Raw genomic sequence first — 21152 nt, forward strand, 5'->3', positions numbered from 1 at the left:
GTGGTCGAGTCCGGCGCCGTAGAGGCGGGCATGCCTTACTTGTCCTCGATGATCGGGGTGAAGGTGACGTCGGAGTCCTCGCAGTAGGCCGCCACCTTGCCGGAGCGGTAGGGGGACTGCTTGTCGGTGACGGTTCCGAGCTCCTGCCCGTCCACGGTGATGGTGAAGGTCGCCTCTGAGGGCTTGGTCGTATCAATGGTGACGGTGACGTCGTGGCTCTTCCCGGGTGGGTAGACGGGCGTGTTGCCCGATGACAGGAATCGCTGGTATCCCGGGTATGCGGTGTCCTGCTTGGAGACCTCCCAGCCGTTGGGCTTGAGGGCCAGGGCGTAGAAGTGGTTGTTGTCGGTGTAGTTCCACAGGAGCCAGGCGACCTCCCAGGCGTTGGGATCGCCGTCCTCACGCAGCTGCCTGACAGTGGTCATCGTGGTGTGGATGGTCTGAACGCCTCCCGACTCGATCTCGACCGAGGTGGAGGTGGCCAGACCGGCGTGAGTCGTGTCATGGGAGTCGGCCGACGTCGGCTTGAGGCGCAGCAGACCGTCGGAGCACGAGGCCTCGCCGTAACCGTCGAAGATGATCTCCCACTGGGAGCAGTCCGGTGCGTCGGTCTCTCGGGCGTGGCAGTACACGGTGACTCCTAGAACCAGTGCCAGGACGCAGACCGTCAGGAGGGCGCGACGCAGGATCCTGCCGCGACGAGATCCGTCGACGGCTCCTGCGTGCTGAGGTGCGTTGGCAGCTGTCATCTCATCTCCTCATTGGTCAGGCTGCTGGATGTCGGACGGGGTCGGCGCACGATCACGGCGGTGGGGTTCAGCACGGGGCGGGTCGGCACGGTCGGGGTGGCTGGAACGGTTCTGCCCGGCCCCGCGGCCTGGGGGGCCGCGAGGTGCTGCACCCTCTCCGGCCCGCTGGGCGGGCGCTGCTTGCTCGGTACCGGTGAGCCCATGGCTGCCGATCCGTTGGAGCCGGCCACCGGTGCGCTAGGTGCGCTCGGCGCGCCCTGCGCTCCTTGCCCCGGTTCCGCCTCCCGCGCGGTCTTGGCCCACCCGGTGCGTCCGGTCAGCTCCCGGGCGACTGCTCGCCAGCCGTAGAGGCTGGGAAGGAGGCCGTAAAGGACGAACAGGTGCGCGTAGCCCACGGACTTGAGCAGGCTCAGGCCCTCACTGCGCTCGACGCGCCAGTAGATCCAGGCATAGATGAGCGCCGGCCCGAAGGCGATGACATAGGCCCCCACGAGCCACGCCCATGACTGCTCCCACCTCAGGACCGCGGCCACCCCGGCGGTCACCATGGTGATGAGGAAGGACAGGGTCAGCAGGGAGCCGGTCAGGAGCAGGTAGGGCGTGAGGATCTGCCAGAGCGTGTCGGCCCGCCCCAGGCCGCGCTGCTCGCGGGCCACGGAGCGCAGCAGGTGCAGCGCCTGGAGGTTTCCCTGGAACCAGCGGGTGCGCTGACGCAGGAGGCGGCGCATGTTGGTCACGCCCTGCTGGTGAACGGAGGCCGCGGGCCAGAACTCGTTGGTCCAGCTGGTGGCGTTGAGCCGGATGCCCAGGTCGAAGTCCTCGGTCAGCGACCGGGTCCAGGGCCGGGGCCCCAAGGCGTCGAGTGCACTGAGGCGGACGAACTGGGCATTGCCGCCCATGCCGACGCTGCGGACCCGGCGCCGGCCTCGCTGGAATACCTCGGTGAAGATGACGAACTCCATGTCCTGCATGCGGGCGAGCAGGGAGCCGAAGCGGTTGTTGATGCGCACCCCCATCTGGACAGCACCGACCTCCTGCGGGGCGAAGGCCTTGCGCACCTCCCCGATGGCGTGGGGGTCGAGCCTGCCATCGGCGTCCATGACTCCTACGACGACTCGCGAGGAGGACACCGTGGTGCACCGGGAGCGCACGATCGACAGCGCGTCGTTGAGGGCCTCCCCCTTTCCCAGGCGGGCATGGGGAGGACGACGGCGAACCACCTCGACGCGCTCGTCGCCGGCCTGGGCGGCCACCTGGGCGGTGTCGTCGTCGGAGCCGTCGTCGATGACCATGATGCGCAGGCCGGGGTCCGGGATGGAGGTGAGCCGCCGGACACTGGCGCCGATGACCGCCGCTTCGTTGAGGCAGGGCATGAGGATGACGACGAGCAGCGGCGCATCCGGATGCGAGAGACCGCCGTGCCGTGGGGCCCCGCGCGAGGCGATGAGCATGAAGAAGGTGTAGGCCAGGGCGACTGCGATCATCCCCAGGGCTCCCCACCAACCGATGCGGTCGAGGACTCCCAGGGGGCTCGAGGAATCGAAGCTCATGGGCAGGAACGAGGTCTGCGTCACCATCACGCCCGCAGACTCATCAGGCCGCTGCGCTGCTGCGCGTGACGCCCGGCGGAGCGCCTGGAGTGCGGGATCAGGGCGCGGGCCGCGCCATAGAGGTTGGTCAGCAGGAAGAAGGCCAGAATGGCGACGAACACCAGACCGGCGCAGTCAATGAGGAAACGAGCGACGAGAGCGGGAAGGGAACCTGCCGGGGCGACATACCACACGACGAACAGTCCGGTTCCGGCGGCGAATGGGGAGTAGTGCATGAGGCCATCCATCTGGATCCAAGGGGTAGGGCCGGCGCCGACCGTCATCACCGCATGCGCGAGCAGGCCAGGTCGGCAACCAACGCCTCGGTGCGGCGCGCCCGGGGATGACGGGATGTGGGAACTCAGCCCGTCGGGCACGGCGCACCGTGCGTCACCACCAAATATAACAATAGAGTAACGCTTTGCAACACTGTGTTATTCGACCATGCAATAAGCGCCCTCTTGGAGGTGGCTCATAAGAGCGGGAAACGGCAGGATTCCGCCAGTTGAATCGCCAACGAATCCGCACCTCGCTCCAGCGCCGTCCCCTGACGCGGCAGAGCACGGTCACTAGAAGGTCACAGGATGATCTCAATCGGCCTGCTCAGCAGGCTTTTTCACTGCCTTCGGGCACGGGCCGCCTCCCCGTGGGCGGGCAGGTCCTCGCAGCTCGCCAGGACCTCCAGCGCCGGCGTCATGGACTCCAGGGCGCTCGCGCTGTACTCGATGAGCTGGACCGGTTTGAGGAAGGCCATCACGCTCAGCCCGGCCGCGAACCGGGCGGTGCCCCCGGTGGGCAGGACGTGGTTGGAGCCGGCCAGGTAGTCCCCCAGGGGCACCGGGCTGTACGGCCCGACGAAGATGGCTCCGGCATTGCGGATCCGACGCGCGACCCCAGGGGCGTCGGCGGTGTGGATCTCCAGGTGCTCGGCCGCGTAGGCGTTGGCGACCTCGATGGCCTGGGTGAGGTCACGCACCAGGACGGTTCCCGACTGCGGACCCCTCAATGCGGTCGATGCCCGCTCCCGGTGCCGGGTCGCGCTCAGTCTGCGCTCAAGAGCCGCATCGACGGCGTCCGCCAGCTGCGGGGAGTCGGTGATGAGGACGCTGCCGGCATTGGGATCGTGCTCCGCCTGGGAGAGCAGGTCGGCGGCCACGTACTCGGGGTCGGCCCCGGCGTCGGCCAGGACGGCGATCTCGGTGGGTCCTGCCTCGGCATCGATGCCAACCGTCCCCATGACGGCTCGCTTGGCGGCCGCCACGTAGACGTTGCCGGGACCGGTGATGACGTCCACGCCCCGACACAGGACCTCTCCCCCAGCGTCCGCACGGTCGGTGTCGTCCTGGGCGTCGGCGCCGTAGGCGAGCATCGCGATGGCCTGGGCGCCGCCGACGGCGTAGACCTCGGTGATCCCCAGCAGCGCGCACGCCGCCAGGATCGTGGGGTGAGGCAGACCCTCGAACTCGGCCTGAGGCGGGCTGGCCAAAGCGATCTGTTCGACGCCGGCGACCTGGGCGGCCACCGCGTTCATCACCACGCTGGAGGGGTAGACCGCCAGTCCTCCGGGAACGTAGAGTCCCACCCGCTCCACGGGGATCCAGCGCTGGGTGATGGTGCCTCCGGGGACCACCTCCGTGCTGCGCTCAGCGGGCACCTGGGCGGCGTGCCCGGCTCGGTTGTGGGCGATGGACAGCTCAAGGGCCTCGCGCACCGCGGGGTCCAGGTCGTCGAGCGCCTGGGTGATGGCAGCAGCGGGCACACGCAGGTGAACGGGTCGCACGCCGTCGAATCGCTCCGCGGCGTCGCGCAGTGCGGCCGCTCCGCGACGGCGGACGTCCTCGATCAGTGGAGCCACGGCGGCCTGGGCGGCGGTGACGTCAAGGGCGGCCCGGGGCAGGGCCTGTGCCAGCTGGCGTGCGGAGAGTCGGGTACTGCGCAGATCGGTGCGGGTGAGCATGACCGTAAGCCTACCGGCCGTGCACAAGGCGGCCCGGGAGAGCACGTTGTCTCCCGGGCCGCCTCAGGCGCCTGCAGTTGAGTCAGAGCCTCATCAGGCCTCGCGCACGGCGCGCGCGGCACCGACCAGGCTGGTCAGGCTCGCCTCGGTCTCGGTGTAGCCGCGGGTCTTGAGACCGCAGTCGGGGTTGACCCAGACCTTCTCGGCGCCCAGGGCGTCGACGGCCCGCTGGAGCAGCTCGGTGCACTCGGCCTGGCTGGGCACACGCGGGGAGTGGATGTCCCACACGCCCGGGCCGAGCTGACGCTCGAAGCCGTGCTCGGCCACCGCGGGCAGGATGTCCATGCGCGAGCGGGAGGCCTCGATGGAGGTCACGTCGGCGTCCAGGTGGTCGACCGCATCGATGACGACGTCGAACTCCGAGTAGCACAGGTGGGTGTGGATCTGGGTGGCAGGAGCCGCCCCTCCGGTGGCCAGGCGGAAGGAGCCGACGGACCACTCCAGGTAGGCGGGACGGTCGGCGCGCCGCAGCGGCAGGGTCTCGCGGATGGCGGGCTCGTCGACCTGGATGACGCCGATGCCGGCGGCCTCGAGGTCCGCCACCTCCGCGCGCAGGGCCAGGCCCAGCTGGTCGGCGACCTGGGCGCGCGGGATGTCGTCGCGTACGAAGGACCAGGCCATGATCGTCACCGGGCCGGTGAGCATGCCCTTGAGGGGCTTGTCGGTCAGGGACTGGGCGTAGGCCGACCAGGTCACCGTCATGGGCTCGGGGCGGGCGACGTCACCCCACAGGATGGAGGGACGGGTGCAGCGCGAGCCGTAGGACTGGACCCAGCCGTGCTCGGTGGTCACGAAGCCGTCGAGCAGCTCGGCGAAGTACTGGACCATGTCGTTGCGCTCGGCCTCGCCGTGGACCAGGACGTCCAGGCCGAGGCGCTCCTGAAGGGCGACGACGCTGGCGATCTCGGCACGCATGGCGGCGTCGTAGGCGGCGTCGTCGATCTCGCCCTTGCGCCAGGCGGCGCGGGCCTTACGGATCTCGGCGGTCTGCGGGAAGGAGCCGATGGTGGTGGTGGGAAGCTCCGGCAGGCCGAGGCGCTCGTCCTGGGCCGCCTTGCGCTCACCGTAGGGGGCGCGGGTGCGGTCGGCGTCCGTGACGGCGCCGACGGCGGCGCGGACCTCGTCGCGGTGCACGCCGGGGTGGGCGGCGCGCTGCTTGCGCAGGTCGGCGTCCTGAGACAGCTCAGCGGCGATGGCGTCACGCCCCTGCTCCAGGCCCTTGGCCAGGGTGATGACCTCCCCGACCTTCTGGTCGGCGAAGGCCAGCCAGGAGCGGATCTCCGGGTCGATGGCGGTCTCGCGCTCGACGTCGTGGGGCACGTGCTGCAAGGAGGTGGAGGTCGCCACGGTGATGGGAGTGCCCTCGGGAAGGCGCTCGCGCAGCTGCTCGAGCACGTCCATGGCCCGGTTCAGGTCGGTGCGCCAGATGTTGCGGCCCGAGACGACGCCGGCGACGACGGTCTTGCCCTCCAGGGCGGCCAGGTCGCCGGCCTCGGGCAGGGCGCCGGCCACGAGGTCCAGGCCCACGGCCTCGATCGGGGTCTGAGCGAGCACGGGCAGGGCGTCGCCCAGGGAGCCGTAGGTTCCGGCCACCAGGATCTGGGGGCGCTCCACGATGGCGCCCAGCCAGGTGTAGGCGTCACGCACGGCGTCGAGGACGCGCTGGCGCTCCACGTTCCAGGAGTCGGAGACCAGGGCGGGCTCGTCGAGCTGGACCCAGGTGGCGCCGGCCTCGTGCAGGTCCATGAGGAGGTGACCGTAGGCGTGCAGGACGTCGCTGAGGCGGTCCAGGGGGTGGAAGTCCTCGGCTGCCTCGTCGGAGGGCTTGGCCATGAGCAGGTAGCTCACCGGGCCCACGACGACGGGGCGGACCTCGGTCCCGGCGGCCTTGGCCTCGCGGACCTGGTCGGCGATGGCGGTGTCGACGTAGTCGATGGGGGTGGACGCGTCGATCTCGGGGACCAGGTAGTGGTAGTTGGAGTCCAGCCACTTGGTCATCTCCATGGCGGGACGGGCGCCCTCACCACGGGCCAGGGTGAAGTAGCCCTCGACATCCAGGGCGCCGTCGGCGTTCAGCAGGTCGCGGAAACGGGCGGGCGCAGCGCCCAGGGTGGCCGTCACCTGAAGAACCTGGTCGTACAGGGTGAAGTCCGCCGGCACCGAGGCGGGCTGAGTCAGCCCCAGGTCCGTCAGGCGCGAGCGGGTCGCCCCGCGCAGCTCAGCAGCGGCGTGCTTGAGCTCCTCGACGCTCAGGTTCCCCTTCCAGAAGGACTCCACGGCGCGTTTGAGCTCACGGTCCCTTCCGATGCGGGGGTATCCCAGGATGGTGGCCCCCGGAAGGGGGGCGGAGGGGACCTGTGACTCGGTCACGGCGATCTCAGCCGGCGAGGCGGGGGCGACCGACTCAGGGGTGGCGCTCATGCGTTCTCCTTGGTGATGGTGGTGAGGGGCTGAACGGGGTGGTGGGAAGACACTGTTGCGCGGGCAGAGCCACGGCGCAGGAAAGAAGGGCCTCGGCCGGGTGTGGCCTGGAGGTATCCGCGATCGACGGCGTCGCGCACCTCCCGATCGGGCGCGGCTCCGGCCAGGATGCCGCCCAGACGCAGGTGGCTGATGACGTCGAGGGCCGGTCGGGTGCGGTTGAAGGTGTACAGGTGCAGACCGGGGGCGCCGGCGCGCAGCAGCGCGGTGGCCAGGTCGAGCGTCGCGCCGATGCCGCGTTCCACGAGGGTGGCGCCGCTGGCCGATCCCAGCGAGGATCGCAGGCCGGCGGGCACGCGCACCCCGGTGAGCGCCTCAAGACGGGTGAGCCGACGCAGGTCGGTCAGTGGGATCACGCCGGGAAGGATCGGGATGCTCACCCCCGCGTAGGAGGCCGCGTTGGTCAGCGCCACATAGTCGGCCGCGTCGTAGAACACCTGGGTGATCGCCATGTCGGCCCCGGCGGCCTGCTTGGCGGCCAGGACCTCAATGGCCTCGATGTGGTCGTTGGTGGCCGGGTAGGCGGCCACGGCGATCGTGACGTGGCGCCTGCCGTCACCGAAGAAGTCGGCCTCGACCTCCCTAATGACCCGGACGAGGTCGTCGGCGTGGCGCAGTTCCCCGGCGACATCCTCGGCCCGGGTACCGGCTGGCGGGTCACCGCGCAGGGCGAGGAAGCGCCGTACTCCCATGCGCAGGAAGCGAGTGACGATGTCGACGGCCTCCTGCTTGCGATAGCCGATACAGGTCAGGTGAGCCATGAGGGGGATGGTGCTGGAGTCCAGCACGTGGGCGAGCACGCACTCGGAGGGGTTGGTCTGCTCCTGGACCGCGCGCACGCGGGGGGCCTCGCACCGGCCCGTCTCGGGCTCATGCGCGCTCCCCTGGCGCCCGCCGCCAGTGACCCCGCCGGCAGGGTCAGTGACGAAGGTCGGCCGGTAGGTCACCGAGACGAAGTCGGGCCCGGTGGCCAGGAGCCGGTCAATGCGGCCCCAGGTGGCCGAGGCTGCCTTACCCGGTCGAGGGGGGAACAGCTCCAGGCTGACGGTGGGCAGTCGCCGAGCGGTTCCGGTCTCGGCGCTGCTCAAGGCCTCGCTGCGACTGCCGGCCGCGGCGGTGGGCCCGGTGAGCTCGTTGTCGTGCACGTCGTCTCCATCGATCCTGGCTGAAGCACCCGCGTACCGGGTTGCTGCGGCGTCATGGAACCAGGTCTCTCGGCCGCTCTGGATGGTCGAGCGTATCAAACCACGACTGTTTCCCAGCCCCGCCGCCGTCCCACATAGCGAGAACCGATCCGCTCAGCCGTTGGCCCACTTCTTACCCCATCGTGCCCAGCAGGCGAGCCGTTGCGGCGGGGCCCAGCTCGAGTCCCCGGTGCCGACCTCTCCGGTGGCCGCCGAGACCACCAGGGAGGCCAGGCTCGGTTCGCCTCGAGCAGCGCAGTCATGGGCGATCATGGAGAGCAACGGCCCCATATGACGCGGCAGCACGCTCCGTCCGATCGAGTCGCTGAGCTCACCGTAGGTGATGACCTCACGGTGCTGTGCGACCTCAATCAGGACGGAGCGTGCTGCGTTGGTGGCCTCAGCCAGCCTCGGGGTGAGTCGGCGCATCCTGTCCCCCACGGGGAAGTAGTCACCGACGGTGATGACGAGCGATTCAGGCACGGTGTGATGATCCGGGTTGTCCGGGCTCTTCACAAGCTCGTTCTCGCTGCGCCTCACCCCGAGGCCAGCAGCGATCAGCCGGCCATGCGACGGCGCACCAGGATGAATCCGCCGCCCAGGGCGATGGCGGCCACCGCGAGGACGATGCCGGTCATGCTGGCACCGGTGAGCGGAAGACGGCTATCACCGGTAGCCGCTGCAGCCGCAGCGGCCTGGCCCTGACCGCCCTGAGCGTTGCCGCCGGGCTTGGCGATTCCGGAGTTCTTCTGACCGGCCCCCGCCTTGGAGTTGGAGGGGTTGGCGCCCTGTGCGTCCTTGCCGTCGGTACCGGCGGCCCCGTCGGTGACGGTCGAGCCGTTGTTGTCGGCCTTACCACCGTTGTCGGCCTTACCACCGTTGTTGGCCTTGTCGCCGTTGTTGGCGGCCTTGTCGCCGTTGTTGGCGGCCTTGTCACCGTTATTGGCGTTGCCGCCGTTGCCGCCGTTGTTGTTGGCGGCCTTGTCACCATTGTCGGCAGCCTTGCCACCGTTATTGGCGTTGTCAGCGGGGGCGTCCCCGGCACCGGGAACGGCGCCGCCACCCCAGGCGACGTTGACCAGCGCACCGCGGTCCACGGGGACGTTGGCGTTGACGCCGAGGGTCTTGGCAATGTCCTCGGGCAGGGCGTGACCGTTACCGGAGGCGGGGCTTCCCTCCTTGAGGTGGAAGTCCGAGGTCTTGTCCATCGGGTTGGCGGACTCCTTGACGAAGAACGGGTTGTTCTCCGGGGAGCCGTGCAGGTCCAGACCGTTGGACTCCTTGCCCTCGGCCTTGACGCTCGAGCTGGCCGTGAAGTCCGAGAGCTTCTCGGCGTTGACCGACTGGTTCATGCGGTCGGCGCCCCAGTTCCACAGGACCGTGGTCGACAGGGTCTGGGGGTTCTCGTGGCGGTAGTAGACGTCGTAGTCGATGCTGGAGACCATCTCATTGGCGTACACCGCGCCGGAGCCGTCCTGGTTGGCCCCACCCAGGACCTGGACCATGGCCGAGTAGCGCCACGGGTCCCCGGGCATGGGGGTGGTCTGCTCGGAGGAGAAGATATTGTTCATCACCTTGGTGTTGGTGGTGTCCCAGCTCAGTCCGTGCTCGGCGCTCCACTTCTGCACCTGGGTGCACACACCCTGGGCGTTGCGGGCGTTGCAGCCGTCGGAACGGGTGTCCTCCTGGATCCACAGGCTGGTGAGCGCGTGGGAGACGGTGTTGTTCCACACGCGGGTGTCGTTGGACCCGGAGACGTGGATACCGATGCCGGCCCCGGCCACGATGTTGGAGGCGATGAGGTTGTTGGAGGAGACCTCGTTGAAGATCGCCACCGGGACGTTGACGAAGTAGTTGCCAACGATCTCGGAGTCGATCACGCCCTCGTCGAACCAGACTCCCGCGGCCCGGTTCTGGTCATAGGCCGAGGGGTCGGAGATGTCCGTGCCGGTGGCCGAGTAGTCCACGGTGTTGTTGGCGAAGCGGATGTTCTTGGAGTGGGTGATCTTGGTGTCGGCCAGGGTGCAGTAGGCGCCGCAGTCCTTCGTGATGAAGCCGGAGGTGTTGTTGTTCCTCCACATGTTGTTCTCCACCTTGGCACCGCTGGAGTCGTTGATGCCGAAGGCGTTGGAGCCGTTGTTCTCGAACAGGTTGTTCGACACGACCGCGTTGGTCGAGTCGATGACCTGCAGCGCACCGGCCGTCGAGGAGTAGCGGAAGGTGGAGTTCTCAATGCGAGGAGCACCGTGAGCGGCCACGACCATTCCGCCACCGGAGATGGTGCCGATCTCGGGGTCCTCGTAGTCCCAGCGCTGCACCGCGGAGTACTTCTCCACCGTCAGCCCCGACAGGGTGATGTTGTCGGTGTTGAAGGACAGGGCGCGGGAGTGCTGGACCACCTCGACCTGGTGCTGGTTGGGGTCGACACCGATGACGTAGGAGCTGCCCCGGTGCGGCTTGACGTTGTAGCCGGCCTGGTTGTTCTTCGGGTTCTTCAGGGTGACCGGGTCGGGGTCGTCCACGTAGAAGGTGGACTCGGTGACCTCGGCGCGGCTGAGCACCTGGGTCAGGGGCTTGCCGTCCACGAACACCTGCTCGGGGTGGGCGGCGATCCCCTCCTTGGCGGGGTCGGCATTGATGGTGCAGACCGTGCAGAAGCGGACCATGTCCTTGCCCGTGGACCATTTCCCGTCACCGCCGGCACTCCAGCTCTTGGGGACCTCGGCACCGGTGAGGACCGGCTTGGCACCCTCGGCCGCCTTGATGGTCACGCCCTTGTCGACGGCGAGCTCGCCCTCACGGTAGGTGCCGTTGGCCAGCTCGATGGTGTCTCCGCCGCCGGCCTTCTTCAGGGCGGCTCCAATGGTCTGAAGGGGCTTGGCAGCGGTTCCGTCTCCCGCGTCCGAGCCTCCCTCGGCCGAGACATGAATGATGTTGCCGTCGGCGGCGGCGGCTTGTGGTGCATGAGTCACGGCCAGAACAGGCGCCGACAGCGATAGAGCGAGTATCGCCATCTGGGCGACGATTCGACGCTTCATGGTGTCTCCGTCTCCGTAGTGTTATCAGAACGCCGTTACCCTACCGTGATAAATTATGTTTGGCATCCGTTATATCCGCATACTTCTGAGAGACGCTTCTCTCACTCGCCTCGTCGCCGGCCGCTCTGCCGGGGCGCTACCTGCTCCGACGTGCGCGTCTCGTGCCGCGTCTGCGAGGATCCACCTATGACGCACGCAACATCTCAGCGCCCATCCCGGTACCCACTCATCTCAGTGTCCGGAAGCATCCGGCTCGGCCAGTTCCTCAAGCTGGCGGGCCTGGTGGAGGACGGCGCACAGGCGCGCATCGCCATCCAGTCCGGAGACGTCACTGTCAACGGCGTCGTGGAGACGCGTCGCGGGCACCACCTGGCCGGTGGAGACGTCGTTGTCGTCGATCACCCCGCAGGTCAGGTGGGCGCCGCCGTCGAGCAGCTGGGGCCCGGGCAATGAGCCCGGACCCCAGCACCAGGAGCAGTCGCCGACTTAGCCCTCCGGCCTCCGCTCCGATCCCGTCGGTGCGTCCTCGGCGCCGTCGACGGCGCGGATGTCGGCACTCGGGTCCTGCGCAGCCTCGTCGGTGCCGTCCTGGCAGCCCTCACCGGCTGCGTCGTCTGCGTCGTCGACGTCAGTGGTCGATGACAGGCTGGTGTGCAGCTCGATGGTCTCGACCTCATGCGGCTCGTTGGCCGTCGTGACCGCGGTGGTGACCGAGTCGACCAGGACCTGGTTGGCCAGCGAGTGCCGCAGCAGCATGGGGTCGTTGTTGAGATCCTTGTAGAGCGAGACGCACAGCAGCAGCATGACGAAAACGAAGGGCAGCGCCGAGACGATCGTGATGTCCCGCAGACCGGTGAGGACCTCGCGCGGATCATCCCCACCGGCGAGCAGCATGGCTGAAGCCACGCCACCTGTGGCCACGCCCCAGAAGACGACCGTGAAGCGGCTCGGATCGGTGGCACCGTTCTCCGAGAGCCCTCCCATGACGATGGAGGCCGAGTCGGCACCGGTGACGAAGAAGATCGCTACCAGGACGACTGCCAGCACCATAAGGACGATGAGGACCACCTTGTGCACAGGCATGGCGTTGAGCAGGTCGAACAGGATCGTGTCGAAGTTCAGGTCAGGCGTGCCATCGGCCTTGAGATGGACAAGGGCGTGCGTCGCCTGGCCGGCGCGCTCGGCGCGTTCCTGGAGCCCGATGGCGCCGCCACCGAAGATGGCGAACCAGATGAGGGAGACGACCGAGGGGACGAGCATGACCCCGGTGACGAACTGCCGGATGGTGCGACCCCGCGAGATGCGGGCGATGAACATTCCCACGAAGGGTGTCCAGGAGATCCACCAGGCCCAGTAGAAGATCGTCCAGGAGGACAGCCACTGGGCCATGTCCTGATTGCCCACAGCCGCCGTGCGCGAGGCCATGGCGGGCAGCTCGTCGATGAAGTTGCCGATCGCCGAGGGGATGATGTTGAGGATGAACAGGGTGGGTCCGCCGATGAAGACGATGATCGCCAGCAGCACAGCCAGCACCATGTTGATGTTCGACAGCCACTGGATGCCCTTCTCAATGCCGGAGATCGCGGAGGCCACGAAGCAGGCCGTCAGGATCGCGATGATGCCGACCATCATCGCGGGGGTGGACTTGGTGACGAGGTTGGTCGACACCATGCCCCCGCCGATCTGCAGGGCTCCCAGCCCCAGGGAGCAGGCCGACCCGAACAGGGTGGCGACGATCGCCAGGATGTTGATGATGCGCCCGCCGATCCCGTCGATGGCCTGGCGCCCGAACAGGGAGGTGAACATGGCCGAGAAGAGCTGGGAGCGTCCCAGCCGGTAGGTTCCGTAGGCCATCCCGAGCCCCACCAGGGCGTACATCGCCCACGGGTAGATGGTCCAGTGGAACATGGCCGTGCCCAGGGCGGTACTGGCGGCCTGGGCGGTCTGAGGGTCGACCGTTTCCGGCGGGGGCGACATGTAGAAGTAGAGTGGCTCACCGACCCCGTAAAAAATCAGTCCGATCCCCATTCCCGTGGCGAACATCATGGAGACCCAGGAGCCGGTGGAGTACTCGGGCTCCTCTCCGTCCCCACCCAGGGGGATCTTGCCGAACCGGGAGGCCGCCACGAAGACGACGAAGACGACGAACAGGGTCGAGGACAGGACGAACAGCCAGCCGAAGTTGCTGATCGTTCCCCCCAGGGCCCACTTGGAGGCCCTCCCCAGACCGTGCGGAGAGATGAAGCCCCACACGACGAAGGCGATGGTCGCGGCCGCGGCGACGCCGAAGACCACCTTGTCCATTCCCTCACCGACGTCGTGGGGCTGGCGGGAGACCGATCTCCTCAGGCGGTCGAGCAGGTGACGCTGGCGGCGTTTCACGATTGCCGGGGAGGTCTGGAAGGCCGGCGTCGCGGCCGCCGCGCCCTGGAGGACCTCCCCCGTCCGCCCTTCCTGCGGGCCGGCGTCCCGCTCCTCTTGCTGCGTCAACGTTGGAGGGTTGAAATCCTCGTCACTCATCAAATTACCTCATAGACAATACAGTCACCGACTGCTTGTGGACATTACGAGAGTATCAAGATGAAGACGGGGCGCCACGTGAGCACCAACCCTGGTGAAGGTGGCACGACCTGTGGGAATACCGCCTCAAAACCGGTTTCCACCTTCCCGAAGGCGGACCTGCCGCCCTAAGGAAAGACGGCGTGCGGCGCACTGATGAGGACACAGTGAGATCACGAACGGGTTGGCGAACGGTGCCCACTCGGGCTGGCATCGGTTGCTCGACGTCCCCATCGGGGCGGGCGATCCACTCCCTGGGAAACGGCTTTCTAGTGGCGCAGGCACCCCGGGCCGAGGAGGGCCTTGATGTCGGAGTAGAAGGCGGGCGAGGCCTCCACCCGTAGCGAGGCGTCCAGCTGGGTACGCACCTCGCGCCCCGGACTGGTCAGCGTCAGACGGACCATCGAGCCACCCGGGTGCTTGGTGAGCACGTCCTTGAACTGCTCCACCAGAGGCCCGGTGCACCGGTTGGTGGGAAGGGTGATGAGGACCGCCTCGTGGGCGGCGCTGGAGATGTCCGGGATCGTCATCTCCTGGGCGTACAGGGCGACCTGCCCGTCACGCCGGTTGAGACGTCCGCGCACCGTGACCACCGTGTCCGGGGCCAGCATGGTGGAGACGGTCTGATAGGTCTGGGGGAAGAAGAGCACCTCGATGCTTCCGGCCAGGTCCTCGACCTGGGCGATGGCCCACAGGTTGCCCTGCTTGGTGGTCTTGCGGGTCAGGGAGGTGATGAGCCCGGCGATGGTGACCATGGCGCCGTCGGGCAGCTCATCGTTCTCGTGGAGCTCGGAGATCTCCTTGTCCGCGAGCTTGCCCAGCAGCCCCTCCAGGCCCATAAGGGGGTGGTCGGAGACGTAGAGGCCCAGCATGTCGCGCTCGTAGGCGAGCTTGTCCTTCTTGTCCCACTCCGGCAGGTTGGGAACGTCGGAGGAGAAGACCGGGCCGTTGCCGAAGGGTGAGTCGTCGGCGTCGTCGGACCCACCCATGAGGGAGGCGAACAGGTCGAACTGGCCGGCGGCCTCGTTGCGCTTGACGCCGATGACCTCATCGACGAAGTCCTCGTGGCAGGCCTGCAGGGAACGCCGGGTGTGCCCCAGGGAGTCGAAGGCCCCGGCCTTGATGAGAGAGTCGATGGTTCGCTTGTTGCACACGACCGCGGGAACCTTGTCGAGGAAGTCCTCGAAGGAGGTGAACTCGCCCTTGTCCTCCCTGGCGGCCACGATCGCGTCGACGACGTTGATGCCGACGTTGCGCACTGCGGACAGCCCGAAGCGCACGTCCTCACCGACCGCGGAGAACTGGGCCCGCGAGGCGTTGACGTCCGGGGGCAGGACGGTGATGCCCATGTGGCGGCACTCCCCCAGGTAGACGGCCAGCTTGTCCTTGTTGTCCTTCTGGCTGGTGAGCAGGGCGGCCATGTACTCGGTCGGATAGTGCGCCTTGAGGTAGGCCGTCCAGTAGGACACGACGCCGTAGGCGGCCGAGTGGGCCTTGTTGAAGGCGTACTTGGCGAAGGGGACGACGACGTCCCACAGAGTCTTGACGCTCTCCTTGGAGAAGCCGGACTGGACCATCCCGGCCTCGAACTCGACGAACATCTTGGCCAGGATGTCCATCTTCTTCTTACCCATGGCCTTGCGCAGCGCGTCGGCCTTGCCCATGGAGAATCCCGCCAGGTCGGTGGCGATCTTCATGACCTGCTCCTGGTAGACGATGAGACCGTGCGTGGTCCCCAGGATCGGGTCGAGGGCCTCCTTGAGCTCGGGGTGGATCGGGATGACCTCCTGCAGGCCGTTCTTGCGCAGCGCGTAGTTGGTGTGGGACTCCGCCCCCATGGGGCCGGGCCGGTAGAGGGCGCCGACGGCGGAGATGTCCTCGAAGTTGTCCGGCTTCATCAGGCGCAGCAGCGTGCGCATTCCCCCGCCGTCGAGCTGGAAGACGCCCAGGGTCTCACCGCGTGAGAGCAGCTCGTAGGTGGCGCGGTCGTCGAGCTCGACGTGGTCGATGTCCAGGGCCGGCTTGCCGTTGGCGACAATGTTCTCCAGGGCGTCGGAGATGACCGTGAGGTTGCGCAGTCCCAGGAAGTCCATCTTGAGCAGGCCCAGGTGCTCGCAGGTGGGGTAGTCGAACTGGGTGATGACGGCGCCGTCCTGCAGGCGCTGCATCATGGGGATGATGTCGGTCAGCGTGGCTGAGGACATGATGACGGCGCAGGCGTGGACGCCCCACTGACGGGTCATGCCCTCCAGCCCCTTGGCCAGCTCGACGATCTTCTGGGCGTCGGGGTCCTCGGCGTGGAGCTTGCGGAACTCCTCGGCCTCGCCGTAGCGCTCGTCGGCGGGGTTGAAGATGCCCTTGATGGAGATGTCCTTGCCCTGGACGGACGGGGGCATGGCCTTGGTGAGCCGGTCGCCGACGGCGTAGGGGTAGCCCATGACGCGACTGGAGTCCTTCAATGACTGCTTGGCCTTGATGACGCCGTAGGTGACCACCTGGCTGATGCGGTCGGCGCCGTACTTCTCACGCACGTACTCGATGACCTCATCGCGCCGACGCTCGTCGAAGTCGACATCGATATCGGGCATGGAGATGCGCTCGGGATTGAGGAAGCGCTCGAAGATGAGCCCGTGGCGCAGCGGGTTGAGCTCGGTGATGCCCATGGCGTAGGCGACCATGGAGCCGGCTCCCGATCCACGCCCCGGCCCGACCCGGATGCCGTGGGCCTTGGCCCAGTTGATGTAGTCGGCCACGACGAGGAAGTAGCCGGGGAACCCCATCTGGGTGATGACGCTGATCTCGTACTCGGCCTGCTTGCGGCAGTCCTCGGGGATGTCGCCGTTGAACCGGCGGTCCATGCCGCGCCAGCACTCCTTGATGAACCAGGACTCGTCGGTCTCCCCCTCGGGGACGGGGAAGGCCGGCATGTAGGAGGCCCCCTCGTCGACGGTGCGGAAGTGCACGTCGCACTGCTCGGCCACGAGCAGGGTGTTGTCGCATGCCTGGGGCATCTCGGAGAAGAGACGGCGCATCTCGGCGCCGGGGCGCAGGTAGTAGGTGTCGCCGTCGAACTTGAAGCGGTCAGGATCGGAGAGCACGGAGCCGGAGTTGATGCACAGCATCGCGTCCTGGATGGTGCGGTCCTCGGGGCGCACGTAGTGGGAGTCGTTGGTGGCCAGCAGCGGGGCCCCGATCTCCTTGGCGATGCGCAGCAGGTCCTTGGTGACGCGCTGCTCGATCTCCAGGCCGTGGTCCATGAGCTCGACGTAGAAGAACTCCTTGCCGAAGATGTCCTGCAGCTCCCCGGCGGTGCGCAGGGCCTCGTCCCACTGGCCCAGGCGCAGGCGGGTCTGGACCTCCGAGGAGGGGCAGCCGGTGGAGCCGATGAGGCCGTCCGCATAGCGCGAGAGCAGCTCGCGGTCGATGCGCGGCGCCTTGCCCCACTGGCCCTCCAGGGAGGCGAAGGAGTCCATGCGCATGAGGTTGTGCAGGCCCTCGTTGTTGCGTGAGAGCAGCGTCATGTGCGTGTAGGAGCCGCGGGCGGAGACGTCGTCGCTCCGCTGGGACTCATCGCCCCAGAACACACGGGTCTTGTCGAAGCGGGAGGTGCCCGGAGTCATGTACGCCTCGACCCCGATGATCGGCTTGATACCGGCAGCCGTGGCGGCCGCGTAGAACTCGTAGGCTCCGAACATGTAGCCGTGGTCGGTGATCGCCAGGGCGGGCTGGCCCAGCCGCTTGGCCTCGGCCACGTAGTCCTTGATCTTCCCGGCGCCGTCCAGCATGGAGTAGTCGGTGTGGACGTGGAGGTGGACGAAGTCGTCCTTGGGGGCTGCTTCTTCCTGACTGCTCATCTCCGCCATGGCCCCATCCTAGGCCCGCCCGGCGCCCTGTCTCCTGGAGGGGCCCGGCGCGCTCCAACACGAAGGCGGGGCCTTGCCCAGCCATGACGGGACACCGCCGAGGTAGTGGCTAAGCCGGGGGAGAAATCCTCTGCTGGGCGGCGTCCTTCCCACCACCTCCGAGAGGTGCTTCGGGCTCAGGCGCCCGCCCGGGCGGCGGCCTCTCGCGGAGCCAGGACGCTGAGCGCAAGGTCGAGTACGGGGGTGGGAACACCCGCCTCGTCTCCGGCGCGGCACAGGGCACCGAGCTGGGCGTCGAGCTCGCTGGGCAGGCCTGAGGCGATGTCCCGCTGCATCGATGTGGTGGCTCCGGCCGGCTGAGCGTCAGCCATGCGCAGGGCCGCAGCGACCGGGTCGGGGGGCATCGTCGGTGGCCAGGTCGTGGCCCAGTGCCGCGGCGACGGCGACGACCTCGCCCACGGCCCGAGTGAAGGCGTCTCTCAGGTCGCTGCGCAGGACGCCGATGGGCGCGTTCGTGGCGGCGCCGAGGGCCCCCTGGACGACGACGAAGGAGACCTTGCGCCACAGCTCGGCCCAGATGGAATCCGGGATCCAGGACCGGATTCCGGCCGCCTCCAGGGCATGGACGGCGGCGCGGCTACGAGCGGTGGCGGCACCGTCCCACTCCCCCAGGGCCAGGGAGCCGGCGTTGCCGATGGTGCGGACGTCTCCGGGCGAGGTGATGGCGGAGTAGACCCGGGCGACTCCGGGCAGGACGTGTTCCTTGCCGACGGCGTCGGCGAGCAGTCCGGGCGCGCTGATCCCGTTCTGGGTGGAGACGACACCGGTGTCGGGGCAGGTCAGAACTCTGAGCGCCGAGGCCAGCTGCGGTAGCGCATCGACCTTCGTGGTCACGAAGACCAGGTCCGGGTCACCGCCGAGGGCGTCGTTGAGAGCCTGCGGATCCTCACTGGCCAGGGGCGTCTCGATGCGGGCGGTCACGGTACCGGGATCGCCCCGGGAGCAGTCACGCAGCGTCAGCCCGCCCGAGCGCAGAGCCGCCAGGGTGCGATCGTGAACCAGGAAGCCGACCTGCTGGCCGCTCGCGGCCAGACGGGTGCCGAGCCATCCTCCGATGCCCCCGGCACCGATGACGACGATCCTCATGAGTGTCTCCTCTCAGTCCTGCTGTCCGCACGAGCACGTACACCCAGGTGTCAGCGACCGGCCTAGGCGGTACGGCCGGAACTGTCCTCGGTGCTGATGCTGCTGACGATGCGGGCCATGTCCTGGTGCCAGATACCGGCGTCGAGGTAGCGGTGACCGTTCAGGACCCGGTATCCGCAGCGCTCATAGAAGCCCATGGCTTGCTCCTGAGCTGAGAGAACCACCTCCACACGGGGCCGGCCGGAGTGGCTCAGTGCAGTCTGCTCGAGGGCAGCGACGATGCGGGCACCCAGCCCCGTACCGCGCACGATGCTCCGTACAGCCAAGCGGCCCAGATGGACCCGACCGGGGTGTTCGGGCTCCATCAGGAGACGTCCGGCGCCCAGGGGTGTTCCATCAGCTCCACTGGCCAGGAGATGGATCGTGGTCGGCTCCTCGTCGCGGGCGTCGATCTCCTGGGCGAGGGGAACCGCCTGCTCAACAACGAAGACCTCAAGACGAACGTCGGCAACGGACCTGCGGAGCCGGTCGGCCTCGGGGCCCGTCTCATCGCCACAGGCGGTTGCGAAGCCAATGGGTTCGTGGACGGCGGTGGCCGGGCGGATCTCGAGGGTGGGAGTCTCCGAGACCGCCTCGTCAGCGCTCGGCCTCGTCGTCGGGGCCATGGTCGAGCGACGCAGGCGATCAGTCACTATTACCTCCACGGAGAGCCTGTTCACGGCAGGCGCAAGACATCGAGGGCGTGGACGAGGTCGTCGGGGTAGTCAGAGGTGAAGACCATGTGCTCACCGGTGATGGGGTGGGCGATGCCGAGCTCGCGGGCGTGGAGCCACTGGCGGATCAGTCCGGTGCGTGCGCTCATGACCGGGTCGGCGCCGTAGGTGGCGTCTCCGACGCAGGGGTGGCCGACGGCGGCCATGTGGACGCGGATCTGGTGGGTGCGCCCGGTCTCAAGGTGGATCTCGGCCAGGCAGGCCCCGGGCATCGCCTCGATGACGTCGTAGTGGGTGATGGACTCCCGCCCGCCCTCGATGATGGCCATCTTCCACTCTCGGCTGGGGTGACGGCCGATGGGGGCGTCAATGGTGCCGCTGGAGGGATCGAGGTGGCCCTGAACCAGGGCGTGGTACACCTTGTCCACCGTGTGCTCCCGGAAGGCGCGTTTGAGCACCGAGTAGGCCCGCTCCCCCTTGGCCACGATCATGACGCCCGAGGTGCCCACGTCCAGGCGCGAGACGATGCCCTGGCGCTCGGCGGCGCCGGAGGTGGCCACTCGCACGTGCATGGCCTTCAGGGCGCCGAGGACGTCGGGGCCGTCCCACCCCATGGAGGGATGCGCGGCCACGCCCGCGGGCTTGTCGACGACGACGATGTCCTCGTCCTCGTAGAGCAGCTCCATGCCCTCCACGGGAGTGGCGACCGGTTCGACGGGACGTGGGTCGGGCAGGTCGACCTCGAGGAGCTCGCCCGCGCGCAGACGAGAGGACTTGGCCAGCGTCTCGCCGCCTCGGCGCACCTCTCCGGCCTCACACAGGTCCTCGACCCGGCTGCGGGACAATCCCGTCATCCGGGCCAGCGCGGCATCGACGCGTTCGCCGTCGAAGCCGTCGGGGACGGGCAGCAGGCGCACGCTCATTGCGGCTCCACGGGAGTCGCCTGCGTCGATGCATCCAAGGGCTCCCCCGGCTTGGAGGACGCCTCGGCGCGACCCTTCCCGCGGGCCCGAACTCCTCGGCGGGTTGAGGAGGGCGGTGCGCCACCGCCTTCCGCCTCCGGGCCGTCTGAGGCGCCGGCACGCGTGCCGTCGATCTCCCAGCCTCCCAAGGACAGGATGATGATGCCCGCGGCTGCCGCCACGATGGCGATGTCGGCGACATTGCCCACGAAGTAGCCGCCGTAGTCGATGAAGTCGATGACGTGGCCGCGCAGGAAGCCTGGCTCGCGCAGAAGGCGGTCGATGAGGTTGCCGACCGCGCCGCCCAGGACCAGGCCGAGGGCCACCGCCCAGGAGCCAGACGCCAGGTTCCGGGAGACACGGATGATGATGGCCACGACGCAGGAGGCGATGAGCGCGAAAATCCACGTCTGCCCGGTGGCGAAGGAGAAGGCGGCGCCCGGGTTGCGCACCAGGACCAGGCCAAGCGCCCGGCCGAACAGCGCCGTGTGCCGACCGTCGGACAGGGCTGAGAGCGCCCACTGCTTGGAGGCCTGGTCCACGACGATCACAATGATCGCCACCAGCCACAGCACGATCACGGGGAGGCGTTTGGATCGTCTCACGCCCGCTGCCCCCTCCTGCGACGTCATGGCCTTATCCATGGCGCTGGAGGGATTGTCCGTGGGCAGCGGGACGGCGCTATCGGCGTGATCGGCGTTACCGCCGTCAGCGGCATTGCCGGCGGCTTCCTGCGCTAAGGATGCGGGATCGACGTGGTCAGGCATGGGGCTTTCTCGCATTGTGCTCAGAGGAGAACGGGTGACGAATGGGCTGTGTACCCAGCGAAGGGCGGCGACCCGTGCGGGTCG

The 21152-nt window shown here is 68.2% G+C and carries 14 protein-coding genes, 1 pseudogene and 1 riboswitch; of the genes and pseudogenes, 1 reads left to right on the top strand and 14 read right to left on the bottom strand.

Features of this window, described 5'->3' with window-relative positions; genetic code table 11:
* Nucleotides 1-35: 35 nt before the first annotated feature.
* The 8 genes from HMPREF3165_RS04910 to HMPREF3165_RS04945 all read right to left on the bottom strand — a co-directional run bounded on the left by HMPREF3165_RS04910 (nt 36) and on the right by HMPREF3165_RS04945 (nt 11058).
* Entirely contained in the window at nt 36-749 is a 714-nt protein-coding gene (locus HMPREF3165_RS04910; protein ID WP_003786240.1) for a hypothetical protein, read from the bottom strand.
* A complete protein-coding gene (locus tag HMPREF3165_RS04915) occupies nt 746-2326 on the bottom strand; it encodes a glycosyltransferase family 2 protein (RefSeq protein WP_070511248.1) in 1581 nt (526 codons plus the stop codon). Before HMPREF3165_RS04915 ends, HMPREF3165_RS04910 begins: the two co-directional genes overlap by 4 nt.
* Entirely contained in the window at nt 2326-2574 is a 249-nt protein-coding gene (locus tag HMPREF3165_RS04920; RefSeq protein WP_232211289.1) for a hypothetical protein, read from the bottom strand. Before HMPREF3165_RS04920 ends, HMPREF3165_RS04915 begins: the two co-directional genes overlap by 1 nt.
* 380 nt (nt 2575-2954) lie before the next feature.
* Entirely contained in the window at nt 2955-4295 is a 1341-nt protein-coding gene (gene hisD / locus HMPREF3165_RS04925) for a histidinol dehydrogenase (protein WP_070511250.1), read from the bottom strand.
* A gap of 93 nt (nt 4296-4388) precedes the next feature.
* Nucleotides 4389-6776 (bottom strand): 5-methyltetrahydropteroyltriglutamate--homocysteine S-methyltransferase, encoded by a 2388-nt coding sequence (metE, locus tag HMPREF3165_RS04930; protein ID WP_003786244.1) that lies wholly within the window; start codon nt 6774-6776, stop codon nt 4389-4391.
* Complete coding sequence (locus HMPREF3165_RS04935) at nt 6773-7981, bottom strand: methylenetetrahydrofolate reductase (protein ID WP_070511252.1); 1209 nt, start codon at nt 7979-7981, stop codon at nt 6773-6775. The genes metE and HMPREF3165_RS04935 overlap by 4 nt, the downstream gene beginning before the upstream one ends.
* A gap of 4 nt (nt 7982-7985) precedes the next feature.
* Nucleotides 7986-8070: riboswitch (SAM riboswitch) on the bottom strand.
* Between the two features lie 64 nt (nt 8071-8134).
* Entirely contained in the window at nt 8135-8503 is a 369-nt protein-coding gene (locus HMPREF3165_RS04940; protein WP_141745010.1) for a hypothetical protein, read from the bottom strand.
* Between the two features lie 74 nt (nt 8504-8577).
* Nucleotides 8578-11058 carry a right-handed parallel beta-helix repeat-containing protein gene (locus HMPREF3165_RS04945; RefSeq protein ID WP_070511256.1) on the bottom strand — a complete coding sequence of 827 codons (2481 nt, stop codon included), beginning with the start codon at nt 11056-11058 and terminating at the stop codon, nt 8578-8580.
* 186 nt (nt 11059-11244) lie between these two features.
* Here HMPREF3165_RS04945 and HMPREF3165_RS04950 point away from each other — a divergent pair, with 186 nt between their 5' ends.
* A complete protein-coding gene (locus tag HMPREF3165_RS04950) occupies nt 11245-11511 on the top strand; it encodes an RNA-binding S4 domain-containing protein (protein ID WP_020991635.1) in 267 nt (88 codons plus the stop codon).
* Between the two features lie 33 nt (nt 11512-11544).
* Here the strand turns inward: HMPREF3165_RS04950 and HMPREF3165_RS04955 are convergent, their stop codons facing one another.
* From HMPREF3165_RS04955 to lspA, 6 genes and pseudogenes are all read right to left on the bottom strand, one after another.
* Nucleotides 11545-13578 (bottom strand): BCCT family transporter, encoded by a 2034-nt coding sequence (locus HMPREF3165_RS04955; RefSeq protein ID WP_070511258.1) that lies wholly within the window; start codon nt 13576-13578, stop codon nt 11545-11547.
* Between the two features lie 308 nt (nt 13579-13886).
* The gene (gene dnaE, locus HMPREF3165_RS04960; RefSeq protein WP_070511260.1) at nt 13887-17480 is read right to left on the bottom strand and encodes a DNA polymerase III subunit alpha; all 3594 of its coding nucleotides are present in this window, start codon (nt 17478-17480) and stop codon (nt 13887-13889) included.
* 176 nt (nt 17481-17656) lie between these two features.
* Nucleotides 17657-18626: pseudogene (locus HMPREF3165_RS04965) on the bottom strand (ketopantoate reductase family protein).
* Nucleotides 18627-18688: 62 nt separating this feature from the next.
* Complete coding sequence (locus HMPREF3165_RS04970; protein WP_070511272.1) at nt 18689-19291, bottom strand: GNAT family N-acetyltransferase; 603 nt, start codon at nt 19289-19291, stop codon at nt 18689-18691.
* A 50-nt stretch (nt 19292-19341) separates the two neighbouring features.
* Complete coding sequence (locus tag HMPREF3165_RS04975; protein WP_070511262.1) at nt 19342-20262, bottom strand: RluA family pseudouridine synthase; 921 nt, start codon at nt 20260-20262, stop codon at nt 19342-19344.
* Complete coding sequence (lspA, locus tag HMPREF3165_RS04980; protein WP_070511263.1) at nt 20259-21068, bottom strand: signal peptidase II; 810 nt, start codon at nt 21066-21068, stop codon at nt 20259-20261. Before lspA ends, HMPREF3165_RS04975 begins: the two co-directional genes overlap by 4 nt.
* Nucleotides 21069-21152: the final 84 nt, after the last annotated feature.

The organism is Actinomyces sp. HMSC08A09 (genome assembly GCF_001807465.1).
Classification (GTDB): domain Bacteria; phylum Actinomycetota; class Actinomycetes; order Actinomycetales; family Actinomycetaceae; genus Actinomyces; species Actinomyces oris.

Excerpts from the sequence above, each read along its gene's own strand:
- HMPREF3165_RS04910 (WP_003786240.1), bottom strand. The coding sequence starts at position 749 with ATGACAGCTGCCAACGCACCTCAGCACGCAGGAGCCGTCGACGGATCT.
- HMPREF3165_RS04915 (WP_070511248.1), bottom strand. The coding sequence starts at position 2,326 with ATGGTGACGCAGACCTCGTTCCTGCCCATGAGCTTCGATTCCTCGAGC.
- HMPREF3165_RS04920 (WP_232211289.1), bottom strand. The coding sequence starts at position 2,574 with ATGCACTACTCCCCATTCGCCGCCGGAACCGGACTGTTCGTCGTGTGG.
- hisD (WP_070511250.1), bottom strand. The coding sequence starts at position 4,295 with ATGCTCACCCGCACCGATCTGCGCAGTACCCGACTCTCCGCACGCCAG.
- metE (WP_003786244.1), bottom strand. The coding sequence starts at position 6,776 with ATGAGCGCCACCCCTGAGTCGGTCGCCCCCGCCTCGCCGGCTGAGATC.
- HMPREF3165_RS04945 (WP_070511256.1), bottom strand. The coding sequence starts at position 11,058 with ATGAAGCGTCGAATCGTCGCCCAGATGGCGATACTCGCTCTATCGCTG.
- HMPREF3165_RS04950 (WP_020991635.1), top strand. The coding sequence starts at position 11,245 with ATGACGCACGCAACATCTCAGCGCCCATCCCGGTACCCACTCATCTCA.
- HMPREF3165_RS04955 (WP_070511258.1), bottom strand. The coding sequence starts at position 13,578 with ATGAGTGACGAGGATTTCAACCCTCCAACGTTGACGCAGCAAGAGGAG.
- dnaE (WP_070511260.1), bottom strand. The coding sequence starts at position 17,480 with ATGGCGGAGATGAGCAGTCAGGAAGAAGCAGCCCCCAAGGACGACTTC.
- HMPREF3165_RS04970 (WP_070511272.1), bottom strand. The coding sequence starts at position 19,291 with ATGGCCCCGACGACGAGGCCGAGCGCTGACGAGGCGGTCTCGGAGACT.
- HMPREF3165_RS04975 (WP_070511262.1), bottom strand. The coding sequence starts at position 20,262 with ATGAGCGTGCGCCTGCTGCCCGTCCCCGACGGCTTCGACGGCGAACGC.
- lspA (WP_070511263.1), bottom strand. The coding sequence starts at position 21,068 with ATGCCTGACCACGTCGATCCCGCATCCTTAGCGCAGGAAGCCGCCGGC.